Annotated in this window: 14 protein-coding genes; 7 read left to right on the top strand and 7 right to left on the bottom strand. The window is 60.4% G+C overall.

Translation table 11 applies throughout. The annotated features are described in order from the left end of the window. Positions 1 to 26: 26 nt before the first annotated feature. From HDE80_RS18550 to HDE80_RS18525, 6 genes are all read right to left on the bottom strand, one after another. A complete protein-coding gene (locus tag HDE80_RS18550; RefSeq protein ID WP_345776478.1) occupies positions 27 to 1,508 on the bottom strand; it encodes an efflux transporter outer membrane subunit in 1,482 nt (493 codons plus the stop codon). After that, the gene (locus HDE80_RS18545) at positions 1,478 to 4,783 is read right to left on the bottom strand and encodes an efflux RND transporter permease subunit (protein WP_184673358.1); all 3,306 of its coding nucleotides are present in this window, start codon (positions 4,781 to 4,783) and stop codon (positions 1,478 to 1,480) included. The genes HDE80_RS18550 and HDE80_RS18545 overlap by 31 nt, the downstream gene beginning before the upstream one ends. A gap of 10 nt (positions 4,784 to 4,793) precedes the next feature. Continuing rightward, complete coding sequence (locus HDE80_RS18540) at positions 4,794 to 7,925, bottom strand: efflux RND transporter permease subunit (RefSeq protein ID WP_184673356.1); 3,132 nt, start codon at positions 7,923 to 7,925, stop codon at positions 4,794 to 4,796. Positions 7,926 to 7,944: 19 nt separating this feature from the next. Further along, complete coding sequence (locus HDE80_RS18535) at positions 7,945 to 9,231, bottom strand: efflux RND transporter periplasmic adaptor subunit (RefSeq protein WP_184673353.1); 1,287 nt, start codon at positions 9,229 to 9,231, stop codon at positions 7,945 to 7,947. Positions 9,232 to 9,944: 713 nt separating this feature from the next. Continuing rightward, a complete protein-coding gene (locus HDE80_RS18530; RefSeq protein ID WP_184673351.1) occupies positions 9,945 to 10,556 on the bottom strand; it encodes an acyl-homoserine-lactone synthase in 612 nt (203 codons plus the stop codon). A 145-nt stretch (positions 10,557 to 10,701) separates the two neighbouring features. Beyond that, on the bottom strand, positions 10,702 to 11,124 hold the full coding sequence (locus tag HDE80_RS18525; RefSeq protein WP_184600379.1) for a DUF4902 domain-containing protein: 423 nt from the start codon (positions 11,122 to 11,124) through the stop codon (positions 10,702 to 10,704). A 117-nt stretch (positions 11,125 to 11,241) separates the two neighbouring features. Between HDE80_RS18525 and HDE80_RS18520 the strand changes: the two genes are divergently transcribed. From HDE80_RS18520 to HDE80_RS18490, 7 genes are all read left to right on the top strand, one after another. Next, the gene (locus HDE80_RS18520; RefSeq protein ID WP_184673350.1) at positions 11,242 to 11,931 is read left to right on the top strand and encodes an autoinducer binding domain-containing protein; all 690 of its coding nucleotides are present in this window, start codon (positions 11,242 to 11,244) and stop codon (positions 11,929 to 11,931) included. Between the two features lie 297 nt (positions 11,932 to 12,228). Further along, positions 12,229 to 13,086, top strand: coding sequence for an RNA polymerase sigma factor RpoH (gene rpoH / locus HDE80_RS18515; RefSeq protein ID WP_184673348.1), 858 nt, complete (start codon positions 12,229 to 12,231; stop codon positions 13,084 to 13,086). Positions 13,087 to 13,175: 89 nt separating this feature from the next. Further along, the gene (locus HDE80_RS18510; RefSeq protein WP_184673346.1) at positions 13,176 to 13,856 is read left to right on the top strand and encodes a response regulator transcription factor; all 681 of its coding nucleotides are present in this window, start codon (positions 13,176 to 13,178) and stop codon (positions 13,854 to 13,856) included. Continuing rightward, on the top strand, positions 13,840 to 15,219 hold the full coding sequence (locus HDE80_RS18505) for a HAMP domain-containing sensor histidine kinase (protein WP_221437716.1): 1,380 nt from the start codon (positions 13,840 to 13,842) through the stop codon (positions 15,217 to 15,219). Before HDE80_RS18510 ends, HDE80_RS18505 begins: the two co-directional genes overlap by 17 nt. Before the next feature lie 178 nt (positions 15,220 to 15,397). Further along, positions 15,398 to 18,589: an efflux RND transporter permease subunit gene (locus HDE80_RS18500; protein WP_184673342.1), complete on the top strand. Its 3,192-nt coding sequence runs from the start codon at positions 15,398 to 15,400 to the stop codon at positions 18,587 to 18,589. After that, positions 18,582 to 19,772, top strand: coding sequence for an efflux RND transporter periplasmic adaptor subunit (locus tag HDE80_RS18495; protein WP_184673340.1), 1,191 nt, complete (start codon positions 18,582 to 18,584; stop codon positions 19,770 to 19,772). The genes HDE80_RS18500 and HDE80_RS18495 overlap by 8 nt, the downstream gene beginning before the upstream one ends. Continuing rightward, positions 19,759 to 21,261, top strand: coding sequence for an efflux transporter outer membrane subunit (locus tag HDE80_RS18490; protein ID WP_221437715.1), 1,503 nt, complete (start codon positions 19,759 to 19,761; stop codon positions 21,259 to 21,261). The genes HDE80_RS18495 and HDE80_RS18490 overlap by 14 nt, the downstream gene beginning before the upstream one ends. A gap of 73 nt (positions 21,262 to 21,334) precedes the next feature. Here the strand turns inward: HDE80_RS18490 and HDE80_RS18485 are convergent, their stop codons facing one another. After that, on the bottom strand, positions 21,335 to 22,726 hold the full coding sequence (locus HDE80_RS18485) for a S41 family peptidase (RefSeq protein WP_184673338.1): 1,392 nt from the start codon (positions 22,724 to 22,726) through the stop codon (positions 21,335 to 21,337). Positions 22,727 to 22,810 lie beyond the last annotated feature (84 nt).

The raw sequence follows: 22,810 nt of genomic DNA, 5'->3' as shown, positions 1-22,810 counted from the left end.
TGATCGCTCGAGTAGCGGCTTCGACATCAATGCCTGGTCGAGGATTTTCCCGGATCGCCTAGCGCGCTGGCCGTCCAGTCGCCGCCCATGTCGCCGATGAGCGACACCGTGTCGAGCAGACGCTGCTGCTGCACGCTCAGTGCACTTTGCTGGGTACTCAACTTGGTTGCCTGCGCGGTGGCGGCGGTGGTGTAGTCGACCGTGCCGGCCTGATATTCATTGAATGCAATGTCGGCTCCGCGGCTGGCGTCACGCACGGCCGAGTCCAGCACGTCACCCTGCTGGGCGAGGATGCGCAGCCCGGAAAGATCATCCTCCACGTTCTGGAATGCCGTCAGTACGGTGCCTCGATAGTTGGCGACCGACGCCTCATAGGCTGCTTTGGCCGCAGCGACCTCGGCATGCCGTGCGCCGCCATCGAACACGGTTTCGCTGACGTCGGCGCCGAGCGACCAGATGTGATTGGCGACGTGCAGCAGGCCGGCCAACGGCGATTGCGAAAAGCCATCGGCGCCCGACAGCGAGAGGCTTGGGTAGTAGGCTGACACGGCGACGCCGATCGCCGCGTTTTCCGCGGCCATCTGCCGCTCGGCCACGGCGATGTCCGGCCGACGCTGCAACAGGGTCGACGGCACGCCAGCGGGTACCAAGGGTAGTGTGGGCAAGGTCGTGCTGTGCGGGATGTCGAGTTCTTCCGGATTTTTGCCGACCAGGACGGCAATGGCGTGCGCGTACTGCGCACGCGACACGCCCAGCGCGAGCAGACTGGACTGCGCATTCTCCAGCTGGGTACGCGCGCTGATGACGTCGGAGGGCGGTGTGGTACCAGCAGCGCCTTGATTACCAACCACGCGCAGAGACTCCTTGTACGCATCGACGGTTTTCTGCAGCAGGTCGATATTGGCGTCGGCCACACGCAATTCGATGACGGCGGTTGCCAGGGCGGTCTGCTCGGACAAGGTGGCATTGGCCAACGTCGCTTCACTGGCCTGCGCGGTCGCTTTGTTTTCTTCAATGGTGCGGCGGACCTTGCCCCACAGGTCCGGGGCCCAGCTGACGTTGCCTTCGAGCGAGCCGGAGTTGATCACGCTGCCGCGTGTGCCACTGGCCGCGCTCGTGCTTGAGCTGCCGCTGCGTTCGCGCGTGCCCGAGCCGGTAACGCCGATAGTCGGGAACAGCCCGCTGCGGGCCTGCTGCACTTCGGCCAGCGCTTCCTGGTAGTTGGCGTAATCCTGCCGCACGGTCTGGTTGGATACCGACACCATGGGTTCGAGTTGGTTGAGCAGCGGATCGTCAAAGCCAGTCCACCAGTCAGCCTTCGGCGCGGCGGCGGAAGGTTCGGCTACCGTCCACCCGGGCAGTTCCTTGTACTGGGTGGGTACGGCAACTTTCGGACGCTGGTAATCGGGGCCGACCATGCAACCGCCGAGCAACAGGGCCAGCGAAGAAGCGAGGACTGTGAGGGATATCTTCATGTTCATGCGCTTGCGTCCGATCGTCTGTTCCACGGCAGCGTTTCCGACCACCTGGCGAGCCTGGCCCGCAGGCGGTCGAGATAGAGGTAGATCACCGGCGTGGTGTAAAGCGTGAAGACCTGGCTGAGAATCAGGCCGCCCATCACGGTAATGCCCAGCGGCTGGCGCAGCGACGCGCCCTGACCAATGCCGATGGCCAGCGGCACGGCGCCAAGCACGGCGGCGGCGGTGGTCATCATGATCGGCCGCAGGCGCACGACGGCAGCGTCGTGGATCGCCCTCTGCGGTTCATAGCCTTCGTCGCGCTGCAGGTGAATGGCGACGTCGATCATCATGATCGCGTTCTTCTTGACGATGCCGATCAGCAGGATGATGCCGATCATCGCGATCACCGAGAACGGCGTGCCGAAGATCAGCAGTGCCAGCGTGGCACCGATGCCCGCCGATGGCAGGGTGGAAAGAATGGTGATCGGGTGCACGGTGTTTTCGTAGAGGATGCCGAGCACGATATAGACCGCCCCCAGCGCCGCCAGAATCAGCAGCGGCATGGTCGACATGGATTGCGCGTACACCTGTGCGGCGCCGGCAAAGCTGCCGTGGATCGATGCCGGCAGGCCCAGCTGCTGAGATACTTGATCGATTTCTTCGGTAGCCTTGCTCAGCGAACCACCGGGCGGCAGGTTGAACGAAATCGTGGCGGCAACCAGGCCGCCCTGATGGCTGACCTGCGTCGCGGTGTGATTGCTGACGTAGGTGGCCAGCGCGGGAAACGGCACCAGCGTCTCGGTTGAAGTGCTGTCCGCGCTACCGCTGGAGCTGCCGCCCTTGGCGTTCGAGATGGCGTTGGTGAGCTGGTTGGCCTCGGCGTTGGCGTTGAGCGCATTGGTGGACGAGGAACTTTGCGTCGATGTTTCCGCCGACTCGGCAGTCACGCCTGTCACTAGCGCGCTCGACATCTGTGTCTGCGCTGTACCGCTTGCATTACCCGCAGCGGTGCTGAATTTGATACGGTCGAGCATTTGCGGGTATTGCCAATATTTCGGTGCAACTTCCATGACGACGTAATACTGGTTGAGCTGATTGTAGACGGTCGACACGGTACGCTGGCCGAAGGCGTCGTAAAGCACGCTGTCCAGCTGATTTGGTGCAAAACCATACCGGGCCGACGTGGCGCGATCCATGTTGACGTAGATCTGCAGGCCGTTTTGCTGCAGGTCCGAGTTAACGTCCGACATCTGGCTGCGGTCTTTACCCAGCGCGGTCACCAGTTTGGGCACCCAGGTGAACAGCGCATTGGGGTCATCGCTGGTCAACGTGTATTGATATTCGGCCGCCGATGAGCGGCCGCCGATATGCAGATCCTGCGCCGCTTGCAGAAACAGCTTGGCGCCGGACACGCCATTGAGCTTCGGGCGCAGGCGATCGACCACTTCGGTCGCTGAGAGCTTGCGCTCTGCCAGCGGCTTGAGCTCGATGAAGACGTTGGCAGTGTTCAGCGCGCGCCCGCCGGTGAAACCGGCTACCGAGGCGACCGCAGGATCCTTCTTCACGATCGCCTGCAGCTGTGCGAGCTTTTTCTCCATCGCCTGAAACGAGATGCTCTGATCGGCGATGATCTGGCCTATCAGGATGCCGTTGTCCTGTTCCGGAAAGAACGTGGACGGCAGCAGCTTGATCAGGAACACGTTGAGCACGATCAGGCCGATCAGCGTCAGGCCGACCAGCAGCGCGTGATCGAGTACCGTGGTCAGCGTACGCGAGTAGGCGTTCTGGAAGCGCTCGAACTGCCGCTCGTACCACAGTGCCCAGCGTGCCTTTGAATGCAGCGTTTTGCGATTCAGTACGAAAGCCGCCATGGTCGGCGTGATGGTGAGCGAAATCACCAGCGAGATCAGAATCGCGATGGACAGCGTCACCGCGAATTCGTGGAATAGCAGGCCGACAATGCCGGGCATCAGCAGGATCGGCAAAAACACTGCGATCAGCGACAAGCTCATCGAGATCACCGTAAAGCTGACCTCTGCGCTGCCGACCAGCGCGGCCTCCTGTACATCCATGCCGGCCTCGACGTGGCGCACGATGTTCTCCAACACCACCACCGCGTCATCGACCACGAAACCGGTGCCGATGGTCAGCGCCATCAGCGATAGATTGTCGATGCTGTAGCCGAGCAGATACATCGGCCCGAAGGTGCCGACGATCGACAGCGGCAGCGCCACCGCCGGCACCAGAATCGCGCGCGGCGACTGCAAGAACACAAACACCACGCCGATGACCAGCAGCACGGCGATGAACAGCGTGCGTTCGGTATCGCCCACCGCCGCGTTCACCGACTGCGAGCGATCCACAGCGATGCCGACATGCACATCGTGTGGCAGCGTCGCTTCGATCGATGGCAGCACTTTGCGGATCTGCGCGACGGTCTTGACGATATTGCCGCCCGGCAATGGAAAGACGATCACCAGCACGGCGTCCTTGCCGTTGTAGAGGCCGGCGTTGCGGATGTTTTCGGCGGAATCCTCGACATCGGCAACATCGCTTAATTTCACCGCGGCGTTGTTGCGATAGGCCACGACCAGATCACGATAGGGTGCGGCCTTGTTGATCTGGTCGTTGGACAGGACCTCGAAACGCTGGTTGCCCTGATCGATATGGCCCTTGGCGCTATTCGCGTTGGCCGCGCTGATCGCCGCGCGCACGTCCTCCAGGCCAATGCCATAGCTGCTGAGCTGATCCGGCTGCAGCTCTACGCGTACCGACGGCAGTGCGCTACCGCCCAATGTGATCTGGCCCACGCCATCGACTTGCGACAACTGCTGCTGGATGACCGAATCGGCCGAGTCGTAGAGCTGCGCGCGCGTCAGCGTTTCCGAGGTCAGCGCCAGCACCATGATCGGTGAATCGGAAGGGTTGTATTCGCGATAGGTTGGGTTGTTGCGCAGCGTGGAAGGCAGGTCGGCGCGTGAGGCCTGAAGTGCCGCCTGCACGTCGCGAGCGGCGCCGTTGATATCGCGGCCGAGGCCAAACTGGATGGTGATCTGTGTCGAGCCGACCGAACTGGTAGACGTCAGTTCGCTGACATCGGCAATCGTGCCGAGGCGCCGCTCCAACGGTGCGGCGACGGTCGAGGCCATGATGTCCGGACTGGCGCCGGCCATGCTCGCCTGCACCACGATCACCGGAAAGGTAATGTTCGGCAGCGGCGCCACCGGCAGGCGAAAATATGCCAACAGCCCGGACAGCAGGATGGCAACACCGAGCAGGGTCGTCGCCACCGGCCGTTTGATGAAGACGCCAGGAATGCTCACGGCGACATACTCACGGCGTGTGCTCTATCGCCTGATCAGACGACGACCCTGAAGACGGCTCCGAACGCTTGCGCCGGAAGCGCAGCGCCATGCGATCGAAGAGCAGGTAGATCACCGGCGTGGTGAACAGCGTCAGCACCTGGCTCAAGGTCAGGCCGCCGATGATGGCTAGGCCCAGCGGTCGGCGCAGCTCCGAACCGGTGCCGGTACCCAGCAGCATCGGCAACGCGCCAAGCATCGCCGCCAGCGTAGTCATCAGGATCGGCCGGAAGCGCAGCAGCGACGCCTCGAAGATCGCTTCTTCCGGCGACTTGCCGTGTTCGCGTTCGGCCTCGAGTGCGAAGTCGACGATCATGATTGCGTTCTTCTTGACGATGCCGATCAACAGCACGATGCCGATAATGCCGATGACGTCCAGATCTTCGCCCGCAATCATCAGCGCTACCAACGCGCCAATGCCAGCCGATGGCAACGTCGAAAGAATCGTCACCGGGTGGATGAAACTCTCATACAGCACGCCAAGTACGATATAGACAGCGACCAGAGCGGCGATCAGCAGGTAGACCTCGCTCGACAGCGAATCCTGAAACGCCTGCGCGGCGCCCTGGAATGACGAGGTGATCGACGACGGCAGATGCACCGCCAGCTCGGCCTGATTGACTTCGTCCACCGCCTTGCTCAACGAGGCGTCCTTGGCCAGATTGAACGAAATGGTGACGGCCGGAAACTGTGCCAGATGGCTGATCACCAGTGGCGACTTGGTGACCTGAATCGCCGCGATGCCTTTCAGCTGCACCTGTCCACTGCTGCCGGTCTGGCTGGGCAGGTAGATGTTGCCGAGCGATTCGATCGTCGGCAGGCTTTCCGGTTTGGCCACCAGGATCACGCGGTACTGGCTGGACTGATCGAAGATCGTCGAGACGATGCGCTGACCGAGTGCATCGTAGAGCGCGTTGTCGATCGTCGCCGGGGTAATGCCGTAGCGTGCGGCGAGTTGGCGATTGACCTCGACGTTGACGCTGAGGCCGTTGTTGTTCAGATCGCTGGTGACGTCGGTGATCGACGAAATCTTTTTCATGCGCGCGACCAGTTGGGGCACGTACTGCGTAAAGGCCTGTTGGGTCGGCCCGCGCAGCACGAACTGGTACTGGTTCGGCGAGATGGTGGTGTCGAGGGTGAGATCCTGCTCGGGCTGCAGGAACAGCTTGATGCCCGATACATTCGTCACCTCGGTCTGCACGCGCCGGGCGATTTCGGCAGCGGTCGAGGAACGATCGCCGCGATCCTTCAAATTGATCAGGAAGCGGCCGTTGTTGAGCGTGGTGTTGGTGCCGTCGATGCCGACGTAAGAGGTGAGACCGGCGACATCCGGATCCTTCAAAATCGCCTCGGCCAAAGCTGACTGGCGTTCTACCATCGCGGTATACGACACCGAATTGTCGGCGACGCTGATGCCCTGGATCACACCGACGTCTTGCGTCGGGAACAGGCCCTTGGGAATGACGATGTAGAGGATCACGGTCAGCGCCAGCGTTCCAAGGAACACCATCAGCGTCAGCGTCTGGCGCGCCATGACAAAGCGCAGCCCACGTTCGTAGGCTGCCAGGGTCTTGTCGAACAGGCCCTCGCTGATCCGCTCGAAGCGGCTGGGGTGGCGATCCACCTGCGCTCTGAGCAGGCGCGCGCAGAGCATCGGCACCAGGGTCAGTGAGACGATGCCGGAGAGCACGATCGTCACCGCCAGAGTGACTGCGAATTCGCTGAATAGACGTCCAATCACGCCGCCCATGAACAGCAGCGGGATCAGCACGGCGATCAGCGAGATGGTCAACGAAAGGATGGTGAAGCCGATCTGCCCGGCGCCTTCGAGCGCGGCCTCCAGCGGCGTCCGGCCTTCTTCCAGGTAACGCACGATGTTCTCGATCATCACGATCGAGTCATCGACCACGAAACCGGTAGCGATGATCAGCGCCATCAGCGAAAGGTTGTCGATCGAGTAACCCAGCTCGTACATCGCCGCCAGCGTACCGATCAACGAGACCGGCACGGAAATACTCGGAATGATCGTGGCCGGTATGTTGCGCAGGAACACGAAGATCACCAGCACCACCAGCGCAATGGCCAGGATCAGCTCGAACGCCGCGTCTGAGACGGATGAACGGATCACGCCGGTGCTGTCCGACACGATCTCGACCTTCATGCCCGCCGGCAGCGTCGACTCCAGCTGCGGCAGCTGCTGCTTGATCTGGTTGACCGTGGCGATCACGTTAGCGCCGGGCTGGCGCTGGACGTTAAGCACGATGGCCTGGGTCTTGTTGTACCAGGCGCCTTGCTCGGTGTTCTGCGCGGACTGGGTCACGCGGGCGACGTCACGCAGGAAAACTGGCGCACCGTTCTGGTACGAGATGACCGTGCTCAGGTAATCCTTCGGATCCTGGATCTGGTCATTGCCATTGATCGTGTAATCCAGCTCCGGGCCGTCGAAGTTGCCCTTGGGCTGGCTGACGTTGACGTTGGCGATCAGCGAGCGCAGATCATCGATATTGAGTCCGTACGCAGCAAGCTTCTGCGGGTCGGCCTCGACCCTGACCGCTGGCACATTGCCGCCGGCCGGCGTGACCAGGCCGACACCCGACACTTCGGAAATCTTCGCGCCGAGCCGGTTGTTGGCGACGTCCTGCAGCTGCGGCAGCGACATCGAGGTGGATGTCACAGCGAGGGTGAGAATCGGCTGATCGGCCGGGTTGACCTTGGCGTAAGTCGGTGGCGCCGGCAGGCCGGTGGGCAGCAGACTGTTGGAGGCATTGATCGCCTCCTGCACGTTCTGCTCGGCGATGTCGAGATTGAGTGAGAGGTCGAACTGCAGGGTGATGACCGAAGCCCCGGCCGAGCTGTTCGAGGTCATCTGCTGCAGGCCTGGAATCTCGCCCAGCTGCACTTCTAGCGGCGCGGTCACCGTGGTCGCCATCACCGTAGGGCTGGCCCCAGGGTAAAAGGTCTGAATCTGGATCGTCGGGTAATCGACGTCGGGCAGGGACGAGACCGGCAGGAACTTCACCGCCACCAGACCGACCATCACCAGGGCGATCATCAGCAGTGACGTTGCCACCGGCCTGAGTATGAACAGGCGGGAAATATTCATCGGATCGCCTGCCTGCCGCTTACGAAGCGTGTGAGGCGGAGGCGGTGTCGTGTGTCCGCTTTCCGCGTGGCTGCTGCGCGCTGGTACCGGACGATGCGGGCGCGTCGGTGCTGCCAGCTTCAGCCGGCTTGGCGGACCTGGCGGACGCGATCTTGATCTTGGCGCCGTCGCTCAAGCGGTCCATGCCATCGGTGACCACTTGCTGGCCTGCCGAAAGGCCCGACAGGATCACGGTATTCTTGCCGTCGCTCGGGCCCTGCGTCACCTTGTGCACGGAGACGGTCTGGTCGGCGTTGACCAGATAAACGTAATCCCCCGGTGCGCCACTCTGCACCGCTGGCGTTGGCACCAGTACAGCGTTCTGCAGGGTATCGACCAGCAGTTTGACGTTGACGAATTCGCTCGGGAACAGCGCTTCATCATCGTTGGCAAAGGTGGCGCGCAGGCTAACCGTACCGGTACCCGTGGCCATCTGATTGCCCAGCGCATACAGCGAACCGGTCGCGATCTGCTTGGTGTTGTCGCTGTTGTAAGCCGTGACGGCCAGCTTGCTGCTGTTGCTATTGAATCGGGCGGTATTGAAGCGGGCCAGCACCTTGCTCAGCGCGTTTTGCGGCACGGTGAACTGCACCGTGGTCGGCTTCATCGTAGTGATGGTCACGATGCCCGGTGAGGTCGATTGCGTGACATAGTTGCCGGGATCGACCAGCCGCAGGCCAACCCGTCCGGCCACCGGCGCGGTGATATGGCAGTAGGTGAGATCGAGATCGTATTGCGCGATGCTGGCACGGTCAGACTGCACGGCGGCCTCGTCCTGCTGCACCGTGAACCTCTGGTCGGCGTAGGTCTGCTCGGCAATCGACTTCTGCTCGTGCAGCTGCGTGTAGCGGGCTAGATCGGCGCGGGCCTGGTTCAGCGTTGCCTGGTCCTTGGCCAATTGCGCCTGCGCCTGCTGCTTGCTGATTTCGTACTGGCGCGGATCGATCTGGGCGAGAAATTGCCCCTTCGTTACGTCCTGGCCTTCCTGATAACCAACCCCGGTCAGGTAACCGCTCAACTGCGGGAGCACATTGACAGTGGCGATCGGAGTGACTGTGCCGAGTTCGCTCAAGGTTTCCGGCATGCTGCCCAGGGTCGCCGTGGCGGCGCTGACCACCTGTGCTGGCGTGCCGACTCTCTCTTTCTTGCCGTTCAAGAGATGAAACACCACAAGAACCACCAGAATGACAATCACCACGATCGTGATGAGCCATCCGCGTCTTTTGTGGGGGTGATGACCGGCTGCGTTCGGAGTGACGGTGCTCATAAACAATCTGCTCGGGGTTCGTCACTCATTACTACCGTACTTTCATTAATCAAAACAGCATCATCCCGGACGGCAGTGCCGTCGTCAGCATCATCGGCAGAGTGTTTTCAACGGCTTCCAGGCCATGCGGTTGACACCGGCAGGATGATTTCATCAAAAGAATTTGCGAAATCGGTCTGGATGGCGCCGTGGCCATACATTCTTGGCAACGGCGCCATCAGCACATTGCCGGCGGCATCCTGATCTCGACTTGTTTCTCAGGCTATCGGACTCGCCTGCAAACCCGCTTGACGAGAATCCTGAAATCGGTATATTTCATAAAATATTGATTTAATTGATATTAATTTCGTAGGTTGGTCGGATAATGTGATTGCCATTGACTCGATTGAGGGGCTCCACACAGCTGAGCGTAGTTTCGTGCGCTGGCTGCCAATGGTGCGGGCGATGCCTTGATGCGGTAGCTGCGAGCCTCAGGCGATGAACGGCAGATCACTTTATTAGCTGTTTTCAGCTATGTGGACTCAGGCGTAGCGATAGAAAATTATTCATACCTGTAGGTTTCTACAGTAGCCCACAGAGGGCAAAGCATCTATCTATGTGATTCCCGGTGGCCGTCTGGAAGTGGCCAAGGAATTCATAGGACGTGTCCGGGAATGATTGAGCTTTGAAAGGCCGCCAGACGGATGATTTCATCCGTCTGGCGGCCTTCTTTTTTAATGTTTCAATCTCACAGCATCAGTCGCCGGCAGATTCAGGGCTCTCCGCGTGTGGTCATCCAATTCGATCCACAAGGCCAGGACGGGCTCGCCATCAATCATTTGAGGCGGCCCCACCCGATGCGCGTGCATGCCGATATTCCGGAGTATTCTCTCGACGCCAAGGGCTGTGAAGGTAATGAGTCGCACAGCACCTTGCGTGGTGGCAACCTCGACTACGGCCGCGAATAGCGAGCAGAAGCGTCTTCTCAGTTCTTCGCGCGATGGTGTGGAAGTTTGGTTCGTGGCCATTGTCGAAAATCGTGACAACTCCCAGACATCCGGGGCGTGCGGCGTGGGTGCGCCATTCATGAGGCTCGGAAAAACCTCGTCGAGCAAGTACGCTTTGGTGGTCGGCAACAGCCGTGCGCAGCCGCAAACGCTGCCGTTCACATCCCTTGCGATGGCATACAGCGTATCTGGCCGATCAAATTGATCGCGCTCTAACCCATTTTCGACAGGAAGCTGCCATTGCAGCGCGTCTATAAAAACCTCGTACCTGTAGACGGCAAGTGCCGTCTCAAGACCGGGAGGCAGTTGGCTTGCCGTGCCAGTCACAACTGTCAGCATGTGCCGTGACTCCGGGGATCGGGAATAACGGCATTGGAGAAGATTCCTTACCTATCGATAACTGGAAGCTTGTACAGTTGACGAAAGGAGTAATTTAGGTCTGCGGATCTGTCTTGGTGATGCTGAAAAGACGTATCGCAAGTCCTCAAGAAAGCGGTGGACGTACAAGTTCAGATATCGAGTGGTGTTGCTGAGATTGCCATTGTTCGGTGGACAGCCAGGTACTCAGTAACTCGCTTGTCCTTTCCATTCCGAGGTCGTAACGGTTTTGCGTAACGAGCATGACGTTACTGCTTATTCCTCCCGGAGCCATGAATTGTCGTCCGTCAGGAAGAGCAAACCAAGCCCAGCCGATGCTCACATGATGAGTTCCGCTCGTTGCCCATTCGCAATAGCCTGCACAAGAAGCCTGAATACCTTCTGGGATGAGGTTCTCAATGAGGTTATGGTCCTCCCAAGACAGCTTTCGAATAAAGTTCAATCTTGAAAAAACTTCAAACGTCATACGTATATAGCCGTCCAGAGATACCTGTGCAGCTTGGGAGGTTGTACGGGGCTGCGAGCTCATTGTGCTTCCATGGCAATGCGAGGTCTACACCGTAGCCCCAGTTTGTTAGACAGCAAACTGTTAGATTCCACACGGTAACGGAGGGGAATAAAAGTGAAGGCTTGGCGTGAAGATTGCTTGGACCAACTGTCTTCAGCGGCAGGGTCTTCGGCTGGAATTTTGAAAGCGCTTGCAGTCATTGTTGATCAGCTTGGCTTTGAATACTGCTCGTACGTTCTTCGTGTACCTTTCCCGGTCGCCAGTCCAGTCGTCACTTGGTCCAGCACCTATCCGGCCAAGTGGCTCGAACACTATTTTACGAATCACTATCTCGATAGCGACCCACTGATTCGGCAAGCATCCCGAGATTTATCCCCCGTTATCTGGGCGAGCGATCATTTCGAGAGTCAGCCTGCTTTTTGGGAAGAGGCAAATGCCCACGGCGTTCGGCACGGATGGGCACTAGCCACTCACGGCAAGCACATGACGACCGGAATGCTGTCTCTTGCACGGACGCACGATAAAGTGACGGCTTCGGAATTGGCGGACAAGGAGCCACAGCTGGTTTGGCTATCGCACGTCACCCATGGGCTGATCAGCGCCATAGAAACCAGGGACATCCGATCAGGTGAGGATTACCAATTAACCGCCCGTGAAATTGAAGTTTTACGATGGAGCGCAGGAGGAAAGACGGCGGATGAAATTGGCACAATACTGGGCATTTCCATGCGCACAGTCACGTTTCACATCACGAGTAGTCTAGCCAAGCTGAACGCAACCAATAAAACGCAAGCGGTTGCAAAAGCATTTCTGTTGAACATTCTCTGATTAAGCGACGTCGGCCTGCCATCAATTCACGATCGCTGAGCAGAGCACCGGCCAAGATAAGTTGAACAGTGCGCTAGACGCAGCAGGGCGGAGCCATATTTCGCCCTCTTAAAGTCATGAGTAGAGGTTACTGATACCGCCTGGCCGTTTACTGACCTGACTGAGTGACCTCGACATCTGGATATCCCTTGGTATTTGTTGTACCATCTAGTTCATTAAAGGCCGAGAACTTGTGCGGTCTTTGGCACTCATAGTAACCGAGTGCTAAATTGTCATCCTGTTATGGAGGTTCGACTCATGTCCCAGTCTTTGGTGACCGCTAGCCTGCCACTCCCCAGCGTCGTGGGCAGTCTGGATGCTTATATTTCCGCCGTTCATCGCATACCGGTGCTGAGTGTTGAAGAGGAGCAGGCGCTATCGCGTGATTTCCTCGAAGAAGCCAACCTGGCCTCGGCCAAGAAGCTGGTGATGTCGCACCTGCGCTTCGTGGTGCACGTGGCGCGTGGCTACAGCGGCTACGGCCTGCAACTGGCTGACCTGATTCAGGAAGGCAATATCGGCCTGATGAAGGCGGTGAAGCGCTTCGACCCGGATCAGGGCGTTCGCCTGGTCAGCTTTGCAGTGCATTGGATCCGTGCCGAAATGCACGAATTCATCCTGAAGAACTGGCGCATCGTCAAGGTCGCCACCACCAAGGCGCAGCGCAAGCTGTTCTTCAACCTGCGCAAGAGCAAGAAGCGCTTGGGCTGGATGAATGCCACCGAGGTGCGCACCGTGGCGCAGGACTTGGGTGTGCCCGAGGCTACCGTGCGCGAGATGGAATCGCGTTTGTCCGGTCGTGATATCGGCTTCGAAGCGCCGGCAGATGCCGACGACGATGCCAAGCCGGCACCGGCGGCGTTCCTGATCGACGACAGCGCCGACCCGTACGAGAACGTGTCCGATGCCGACTATGCCGACAACCAGATGCAGAATCTGACCGACGCCTTGGCTCATCTGGACGAGCGTTCGCGCCATATCGTCCAACGCCGCTGGCTCGACGATGACAAGGCCACGCTGCAGGATCTGGCCGATGAGTACGGTGTGTCTGCCGAGCGCATCCGTCAGGTCGAGGCTAATGCGATGAAGAAGATGCGTGGCCTGTTCGCCGCCTGAACATCCGACGCATGATTGACCACGAACGGCCTCCATTGGAGGCCGTTTCGTTATGCTAGTTGCTGTTTCTACTGGATAGATCCGCACCGATGCCGCGCATTCTGGTGATCGAAGATGACGACGTCACCGCCCGCGAAATCGCGGCGGAGCTGACGAGTCACGGCATCGACGTCGATCGCATTGCCGATGGCAGCGAAGGCCTGTTGCGTGCAGCCGATCCCTGCTACGACGCCATCACGCTGGACATGATGTTGCCCGGCATGGACGGCCTCAGCGTGGTGACCCAGTTGCGAGCGCAGGGCGTCGTTACGCCCGTACTGATGATCAGCGCGCTGTGCGATGTGGACGAGCGCGTGCGCGGCCTGCGTGCAGGCGGTGACGACTATCTGACCAAACCTTTTGCGCCCGACGAAATGCTGGCCCGCGTGGAGGTGCTGCTGCGCCGACACCGTCCGCAGGTACCGCAGACGGTGTTGTCCGTTGCCGATCTGGAGCTGGATCTGGTGCGGCATGTGGCGCGTCGTGCCGACAAGGAACTGTCGCTGTTACCGACCGAGTTCAAGCTGCTGGAATTTCTGATGCGCCATGCGGGGCAGGTACTCACTCGCACGATGATTTTCGAAACCGTATGGGGTTTTCATTTCGATCCCGGAACCAATCTGATCGACGTGCATATCGGCCGGCTGCGTCGAAAAATCGATGTGGCCGGACTGGCGCCGCTGATCCACACGGTGCGTGGCTCGGGATACAGCCTTGCGCAAACTGACTGACAGTTGGCGTTCCACCACCGCGCGCCTGATCCTGATCTACGGTACGTTCTTCGCGCTGTGGGGCGGCGTCGTGATAGGGCTGATCTACTGGCAGGCGGCCAGCTATCTGGGCCGCGTTTCCAATGACCTGATCGGTCGTCAGGCCACGTACTTTTCGATGCTCGACGAGCGCACGCGGCTGCATGCACTGAACGACTACGACAGGCTGGAAACGCGCCGCCTGAACGCGTGGGGCGTGTTCGATGCGCAGGGCAAGTATCTATCGGGCACGATCACGACGCTGCCGGCGATGGTGCCGGTCAACGGCCCGGTGGCGTTGTTGCAACGGGGCGTGGCGCGCAACGACAGCAGTAGTGATGAGCACGGCCGCGTGCGCGCCGCAGCGGTGCGACTGCAGGACGGCCGCATTTTGCTGATTACGCGCGATACCAGCATCGTCGACCGCATTGGCACGATTGTTTTGCAGGCACTGTTGTGGGGGCTTTCGTTGACCGTGATTCCTGGCCTGTTCGGCGGACTGCTGCTCAGTCGCGGACCCTGGCGACGCGTGCACGCGATCCGGCAGGCCACCATGCCGATCATGCAGGGCGATCTGGCACGCCGCTTGCCGGTGAGTCGCCACGGCGATGAACTCGACATGCTGGCCGGCATCGTCAACGCGATGCTCGACGAGATCGAGCGGTTGCTCGGCGAAGTGAAAGGCGTCTGCGACAATATCGCGCATGATCTGCGCACGCCGCTGACGCGGCTGCGCTCGCGGCTGTATCGCCTGCAGCAGCAGTTTGGCGAGGATAGCGACGAGACGGCAGCGCTCGACGCATGCATGGTCGACACCGATGCACTGCTTGATCGCTTCCGGGCGCTGCTGCGTATTTCCGAACTGGAAAATCAGCGCCGCCGGGTCGGTTTCGACAATGTCGATCTCGCCGAGATCCTGCGTGAAGTGCATGCACTGTATCTGCCGCTGGCGGAAGATCGCGGCCAGCAGCTGGCGCTGGATCTGCCAGCGCTTCCCTTCATCCATGCCGATCGACACTTGCTGCTCGAGGCGCTGAGCAACCTGGTTGGCAATGCGATCAAGTTCACACCGCCGGGAGGCCTGGTGGAAATTCGGGCGCGTACGGCCGACGATGGTCCGTGGGTCGACGTGAGCGACAGCGGGCCAGGCATTCCGCCGGATCAACGTGACGCGGTAACGCGTCGTTTCTACCGCACCGAGAGCAGCCGCAGCACGCCCGGTTCAGGGTTGGGGCTCAGCATTGTGAGTGCGATAGCGCGGCTGCACGGTTACACGCTGGAAATTGCAGGTAGCGAGCGAGGTGCCCGACTGAGTCTGCATTGCCTCGATGCCGCTGGCGCGTGAAAAGGTTCGATACAAAGTCGCTGTTACAGTATTGATTGTTTGGGTTATTTGTTGCCACAGGGGCTGTCTGACACACCACCGTTTTGGCGCATGAAAATATCTTCATGCGCCAAAACGGTGGTGCGATGGCGCGCCGTGGCAAAATTCGCTGCTACGCAACATTATCGCGGGATACTCCATGCAGGCCCTCGTGCGGATCGCGCTATCGCGACCCTACACTTTCGTTGTTCTGGCGTTGCTGATCCTGATCATCGGCCCCCTGTCGGCCATGCGCACGCCGACCGATATTTTTCCCGATATCAATATTCCGGTGATCGCGGTGGTGTGGCAGTACACCGGTCTGCCGCCCGATCAGATGGAAGGCCGCATCACATCGCCATACGAGCGTGTGCTGACCACCACGGTCAATGACGTCGAGCACATCGAGTCGAAATCCATCGTCGGCTTCGGCATCGTCAAGATTTTCTTCCAGCCAACGGTCAACGTCGCCACCGCGAACGCCCAGGTGACCGCTGTATCGCAGACGCTTCTGCGCCAGCTACCGCCCGGTACCACTCCGCCGCTGATCCTCAACTACAGCGCGTCGACCGTGCCGATCCTGCAGCTGGCGCTATCGGGCAAAGGGTTGACCGAGCAAAATTTGGGCGATCTGGCGTTGAATATCCTGCGTCCGCAGCTGGTGTCGGTGCCCGGCGCCGCGGTGCCTTACCCGTATGGCGGCAAAACCCGTCAGGTGCAGATCGACATCGACCCGTCGGCACTACAGTCGCGCGGACTGTCTGCCAACGATGTGGCCAACGCGCTGGCGGCGCAGAACCTGATCACGCCGATCGGCACGCAGAAGATCGGCAATTTCGAATACACGCTGCAGCTCAACAATGCGCCCGGCGAGCTGCAGGGGCTGGCTGATCTGCCCGTCAAAACTGTCAATGGCACCACCATCTACATTCGCGATGTCGCGCACGTGCTCGACGGTGCGCCGCCGCAAACCAATATCGTGCATGTCGATGGTGGCCGTTCGGTACTGATGAGTGTGTTGAAGAATGGTTCTGCTTCGACTCTGGCCATCGTTGCCGGTATCCGCCAGCGAATGGAAGATGCCAAGGCGACCCTGCCTGACAACCTCAAGATTGCGCCGATCGGCGACCAGTCGATCTTCGTGCGTGCGGCGATCACGGGTGTGGCGCGCGAAGGCATTATCGCGGCGGCGCTGACCAGTTTGATGATTTTGCTGTTCCTCGGCAGTTGGCGCTCCACCGTCATCATTGCGGTGTCGATCCCGCTGGCGATTCTCTCGTCCATCGCGGCGCTGTCGGCGATCGGCGAAACGCTCAACATCATGACTCTGGGTGGTTTGGCGCTGGCGGTCGGTATCCTGGTCGACGACGCCACGGTGACCATTGAGAACATCAACTGGCATCTGGAGCAGGGCAAACAGGTCGAGCGCTCGATCCTCGATGGTGCGGCACAGATCGTTACGCCGGCATTCGTTTCGCTGTTGTGTATCTGCATCGTGTTCGTGCCGATGTTCTTCCTCGAAGGCGTGGCGCGCTTCCTGTTCGTGCCGATGGCCGAAGCGGTGATGTTCGCGATGATTGCCTCGTTCATCCTGTCGCGCACGCTGGTGCCGACGATGGCGAAGTATCTGCTGCATCCGCATGTCGATGAGCATGGTCAGCACTTGGAAGTGAAGCCGACGCGCAATCTCTTGGTGCGCTTCCAGCGTGCGTTTGAAGCCCGCTTCGAAAAGGTGCGGGCGAGCTATCACGGCCTGTTGGCACTGGCGATGGAGCACCGGCGCATTTTCGTGATCGGCTTCATGACCTTTGTGGTGCTCTCGTTCGCGCTGGTGCCGATGCTGGGCCGCAACTTTTTCCCCGATGTGGATGCGGGTCAGATCCTGATGCACGTGCGGGCGCCGGTGGGCACCCGACTGGAGCAGAGCGCTGAGCTATTTGCGCGGATCCAGCAGAGCGTCAAACGCATCATTCCCGCCAGCGAGCTTGGCACCGTGGTCGACAATATCGGCCTGTCGAACTCCGGCATCAACAATACCTACAACAACACCGGCACGATCGGCGAGCAGGATGGCGACATCCAGATCGCGCTGAACGAGGGCCATCACCCGACCGCCGACTACGTGCGGCAGATGCGCGAAAAACTGCCGCACGAATTCCCTGGTGTGACGTTCTCCTTTCCGCCGGCCGATATCGTCAGCCAGATCCTGAACTTCGGTTCGCCCGCGCCGATCGCGCTGCAGATCCGTGGCCCAAAGCTGCCGGCCAATTTCAAATATGCCGACACGCTGCTACGTGAGATCAAGCGCATCCCGGGCATTGCCGATGCACGCATCCAGGAGTCGCAGGCGAACCCCGGATTCAACATCAACGTTGATCGTACCCAGGCGCAGTTGCTGGGCATCACCGAGCGCGATGTCACCAACAGTCTGGTAGTGAACCTCGCCGGCTCCAGTCAGGTGGCGCCGACTTTCTGGCTCAATCCTGCGAATGACATTTCCTACCCGATCGTGTTGCAGACACCGCAGTACACGCTGGATTCGCTCGCCTCGCTGCGCAACCTGTCGGTCACCGGCAGCAACGGCAACTCGCAGGTGCTGGGTGGATTGGCCACAGTCAGCCGGCAAACGACCAATGCGGTGGTCGATCAGTACAACATCCAGCCGGTGGTGCAAATTTTCGCGACCACACAGGATCGTGATCTTGGTGGCGTCTCGGCCGATATCCAGAAAGTGATTGCGGCACACGACAAAGAGTTACCGAAAGGTTCCCACGTCGAGCTCTTTGGTCAGGTCAAGACGATGAATAGCGCGTTCTCGGGTCTGCTGTTTGGTCTGCTCGGCGCGATGGTGCTGATCTATATGTTGATCGTGGTGAACTTCCAGTCGTGGAGCGATCCGTTCGTGATCATCACCGCCTTGCCTGCCGCGCTGGCTGGTATCGTGTGGATGCTGTTCGTCACGCACACGGCGCTGTCGGTGCCGGCGCTCACGGGTGCGATCATGTGCATGGGCGTGGCCACGGCCAACTCGATTCTGGTGGTGAGCTTCTGCCGCGAGCGCCTGCACGATCATGGCAATGCGCTGGAGGCGGCACTGGAAGGCGGCTTCGTCCGTTTCCGCCCGGTGCTGATGACGGCGCTGGCGATGATCATCGGTATGGCGCCGATGGCGCTGGGTCTCGGCGAAGGCGGCGAGCAGAATGCGCCACTGGGTCGCGCCGTGATCGGCGGCCTGATTTTCGCAACAACCGCAACACTCTTTTTCGTGCCCGTGGTGTTCAGCATCATCCACGCGCGCTATGTCCACAAACCTGATCCGGCGCCCGCCTCCGGAGAGCCTGCCCATGTCTGAGTCCACTTTTCCCAAGCCCACGCCACCCTCGCATCGCGGAGTTCGGCTGGCCGGGCTGATCGCTCTGGTGGTGGTGATCGTTGTCGTGATCATCGGCATCGCCACCCGCGTGGTCGAATCCAAAAATCTGAAAACCTGGACCAACGAACAGACGGTGCCGACCGTCAACGTTGCCACGCCCGAAAAGAACGGCGCCGGCTCGCCGCTCGAGCTGCCCGGACGCATTGAGGCCTACACGCAGGCGCCGATGTATGCGCGCGTGGCTGGCTATCTCAAGTCCTGGAAGGTCGACATCGGTGGGCGCGTCAAGGCTGGCCAGCTGCTGGCCGAGATCGACACGCCGGATCTGGATCAGCAACTGCTGCAGGCCAAGGCCGATCTGGCCAGTGCGCAGGCCAATGAGGCACTGGCCTCGACCACGGCCAAGCGCTGGCAGGCCATGCTGAGCTCCGATTCGGTTGCCAAGCAGGAAGTGGACGAAAAAACCGGTGACTTCACCGCCAAGCGCGCGCTCGCCAACGCGGCCAAGGCCAATGTCGATCGCATCGAGGCAACCAAGGCTTACGCCCGCATCGTCGCGCCGTTCGATGGTGTGGTGACTGCGCGCAATACCGATGTCGGTGCGCTGATCAACGCGGGCAGCACAGGTGGTGGTCAGCCGCTGTTCGTGGTGTCCGACGTCAGCAAGCTGCGCGTCTACGTGCAGGTGCCGCAGACTTTCGTGCCGTCGATTCCCGCGGGTGCCACCGCACAGCTCACCGTGCCGGAATATCCGGGTCGCACATTTGACGCCAGGGTCGACGCCTCGTCGCAGGCGGTCAATGCCAGCTCCGGCAGCACGCTGATCCAGCTGTCGGTCGACAACGCCGACGGCAAGCTGATGCCGGGCAGCTTCACCAATGTGCGCTTCAAGCTGGACGCCAATGCCGCCGGGCTGCGCGTACCGGCTAGCGCGCTGATCTTCAACGCTAGCGGTCTGCATCTGGCGACGGTGGACAGCGACAACAAGGTGACGTTCAAGACGGTGACGATCCTGCATGATTACGGCAAGACCGTGGAGATCGGTTCCGGTCTCGCCGCGGACGATCGCGTGATCGACAGCCCGCCGGATGGTCTGGTCAACGGCGATCAAGTCAAGATTTCCGAGCCGCAAGCCAAGAGCAAGCCCGATGACAAAGCCTGAGATTCCGGGCCGGCGTCGACTAGCGCAGTCGGCCTTGCTTTTGCGCAGTATGCCGCTGGCAATCGTCATTGCGCTCGCCGGCTGCTCTTTGGCGCCGGTATACAAGGTGCCGACCGTACCGGTTGCTGCGTCTTACCAGGACGCGTCTGATAACAGCCGTAGTCTCTGGCAGACCGCGCAGCCGTCCGATCAGCTGCCGCGCGATCAGTGGTGGCAGATCTATCACGACGCGCAGCTCGATCAATTGCAGCAGCGCCTGCTCGCCAATAATGCCGATATCGCCGCGGCGCTGGCGCATTACCGGCAGGCGCAGGCGTTCAATCTGCAGGCGCGTTCGGCACTTTTCCCGACCGTCAGTACCAACGCCAATGGTCAGCGCGATCGTGAATCCGATACCAAGCCATTGCGCGGCTCGCTGACCGGTCCCAATGCGTCGCCAGCAGATTACAACTCGTTTACTGTCGGTGCCGAGGTTGATTACGAGGTCGATCTGTGGGGCCGCGTACGCAATACGGTAGAAGCTAGCAAGGCCGAGACGCAGGCATCTGCCGCCGATCTGGCATCGGCGCAGCTGAGCCTGCAGGCTCAGCTGGCCGACAACTACATTCAGCTGCGCGGACTCGATCAGCAGATCGCATTGTTCCAGCAAAGCATCGACGCGTTTCAAAAGGCGTTGAAGCTGACCCAGACGCTGCACACCGGCGGCATCGTGTCAGGGCTGGACGTGGCGCGCGCGCAGTCGCAGCTGTCCTCGGCCAAGTCGCTATGGTCACAGGCGCTGGCACAGCGAGCGCTAGTCCAGGACGCAATCGCTGTGCTGGTCGGTGACTCGGCCAGTACGTTCAAGCTGGCTGCGCAGACTGATACGATCGCTCTGCCGCAGGTGCCGATCGGCGTACCGACCACCCTGCTGCAGCGTCGCCCGGATATCGCAGCGGCCGAACGCCGTGTTGCTGAGGCCAATGCGCGTATCGGCATTGCCCGCGCCGCGTATTTTCCGTCGTTGACGCTGAGTGCACAGGGCGGTTTCCAGAGCGCGCAATACCCAAGCCTGCTCACCGCGCCGAATCATTTCTGGGCGATCGGCCCCTCGCTGTTCGAGACGATCTTCGACGGCGGCAAGCGCAAGGCCGGCGTGCGCGCCGCCAAGGCTGCTACCGATGAAGCAGGCGCGCGCTATCGCGGTGTGGCATTGAATGCATTCGCGCAGGTCGAGGACAATCTGGCCCAGATCGATCACATCGGTGTGGCCAGAACCGATCAGAAAGACGCCGCCGATGCCGCCCAGCACTCCGTCGATCTCTCGATGGAACGCTACAAGGAAGGCGCTGTGGGTTATCTCGACGTGGTGCAGGCCCAGACCACGGCACTCGACGCTCAGCGTAGCCTGCTCACGCTCAACACCAACCAGCTACGCGCCAGCGTGCAATTGATCAAGGCGCTGGGTGGTGGCTGGTCGACCGCCGAACTGCCGGCTGGCAAGCGCTAGTTCTCATGGAGAGTGGCTCATGATTTAGCCGTTTGAACGGCTAAATCATGAGAATGCATAGCGGAGTTTTATCTCAGCGCCGCGAACTGGTCGCATGCCCCAACGCAATGCCCTTCAGCACATTAAGTGCTTGCGATAACGCGTAGTCACCGGTCGCCAGTTTGGCGTCATCGGCGCTGCCGTCGTTGTTGATGTCGTCGCCGGTGGTGGCATTTTCGTTGGCTAGGTGATTGGGCAGGTCGGATTCGGAGCTGATCAGCGAGGCAGGGCTGTCGGCTTTTTTCACCGTGAGGTCGGCTAGTGCGATATCCGGCTTGATACCTTCGGCCTGGATCGAGGTGCCGTTGGGCGTGTAATAGCGCGCGGTGGTGATCTTGACGGCGTGATCGGCGTCCAGCGGCAGCACGGTCTGCACCACGCCCTTGCCGAATGTGCGCTGGCCCATCAGCAGGGCGCGGTGATTGTCTTTCAGCGCGCCGGAGACGATTTCGGCGGCCGATGCGGTGCCGTTGTTGGTGAGCACCACCATCGATGCGCCGTTGAGCAGGTCGCCGGGGTGCGCGTTGAAGCTCATATTGGAATCCTGCAGCCGGCCGCGCGTGCTGACGATGATACCGCTATCGAGGAAGTCGTCGCTAACCGCGACGGCCGCCGTCAGCAGGCCGCCGGGATTGTTGCGCAGGTCGAGCACGGCGCCTTTTTGCGGGCCGTTCTTCTTGATCAGTTCGCCAAGTTTTTTGTCGAGATCTCCGGCGGTATCGTCCTGGAACTGGCTGATCCGGATATAGGCATAGCCGGGTTCGAGCTCACGCACCTTGACGCTGCTGACCGCAATGGTTTCACGCACCAGATGCAGATCGATCAACTTGTCGCTCTTGGCATGCACGATGGTGAGATCGATCTTGCTGCCCGGCTTGCCGCGCAGCTTGGCGTACATGTCGTCGATATTTTCCGAGTTGATCACGGTGCCATCGATCTTGACGATGGTGTCACCAGCCTGGATGCCGGCGCGCGATGCGGGGGTGTCATCGATTGGCGAAACGATCCGCAGCGCGCCGTCGTCCTGCAACACTTCGATGCCCAGACCGCTGTATTGGCCAGTCGTGTCCTCGTTGAGCTGGGCCAGGCCGTCCTTGTCGAGGTATTCGCTGTGCGGATCTAGCCCGCTGAGCATGCCGGTGATCGCGGCCTTCATCAGCGTCTTGTCATCGACCTTTTCCACATAGGCCTGTTTCACCACTTCGTAGACGCGGCTGAAATTGCGGATATCGTCGAGGTCGACCTGATCGGGGCTGGAGCTTGTACTCGCGGGCGCGGCGGTGGTGCCTGTCGATGCGGGAATATCGGCCGGAGATGCCACGCTGGTATCGGCGGCAGGCGCTGTCTGCGCTTGCGCAAAAGGTAGAGCCAGCAGCAGGGGTAGTGACGTCAGCAGGGCGATCTGGCCGCGGAAAGAACGACGCATGGAATGGCTCCGTGAAACAAATAAACGTCGTACCGCAGTCCGACGGAAAGAGAGTGGAAACTGAGATAACCCGGATTGAGACAG

It is taken from the genome of Rhodanobacter sp. A1T4 (genome assembly GCF_014207185.1).
Classification (GTDB): domain Bacteria; phylum Pseudomonadota; class Gammaproteobacteria; order Xanthomonadales; family Rhodanobacteraceae; genus Rhodanobacter.
Note: the sequence above shows the minus strand (reverse complement) of the source record. Positions and strands in the feature narration are given on the sequence as shown.

What these genes read in the sequence shown, in the direction of transcription:
- HDE80_RS18540 (WP_184673356.1), bottom strand. Translation starts at nt 7,925, where the DNA reads ATGAATATTTCCCGCCTGTTCATACTCAGGCCGGTGGCAACGTCACTG.
- HDE80_RS18535 (WP_184673353.1), bottom strand. Translation starts at nt 9,231, where the DNA reads ATGAGCACCGTCACTCCGAACGCAGCCGGTCATCACCCCCACAAAAGA.
- HDE80_RS18530 (WP_184673351.1), bottom strand. Translation starts at nt 10,556, where the DNA reads ATGCTGACAGTTGTGACTGGCACGGCAAGCCAACTGCCTCCCGGTCTT.
- HDE80_RS18525 (WP_184600379.1), bottom strand. Translation starts at nt 11,124, where the DNA reads ATGAGCTCGCAGCCCCGTACAACCTCCCAAGCTGCACAGGTATCTCTG.
- rpoH (WP_184673348.1), top strand. Translation starts at nt 12,229, where the DNA reads ATGTCCCAGTCTTTGGTGACCGCTAGCCTGCCACTCCCCAGCGTCGTG.
- HDE80_RS18510 (WP_184673346.1), top strand. Translation starts at nt 13,176, where the DNA reads ATGCCGCGCATTCTGGTGATCGAAGATGACGACGTCACCGCCCGCGAA.
- HDE80_RS18500 (WP_184673342.1), top strand. Translation starts at nt 15,398, where the DNA reads ATGCAGGCCCTCGTGCGGATCGCGCTATCGCGACCCTACACTTTCGTT.
- HDE80_RS18495 (WP_184673340.1), top strand. Translation starts at nt 18,582, where the DNA reads ATGTCTGAGTCCACTTTTCCCAAGCCCACGCCACCCTCGCATCGCGGA.
- HDE80_RS18490 (WP_221437715.1), top strand. Translation starts at nt 19,759, where the DNA reads ATGACAAAGCCTGAGATTCCGGGCCGGCGTCGACTAGCGCAGTCGGCC.
- HDE80_RS18485 (WP_184673338.1), bottom strand. Translation starts at nt 22,726, where the DNA reads ATGCGTCGTTCTTTCCGCGGCCAGATCGCCCTGCTGACGTCACTACCC.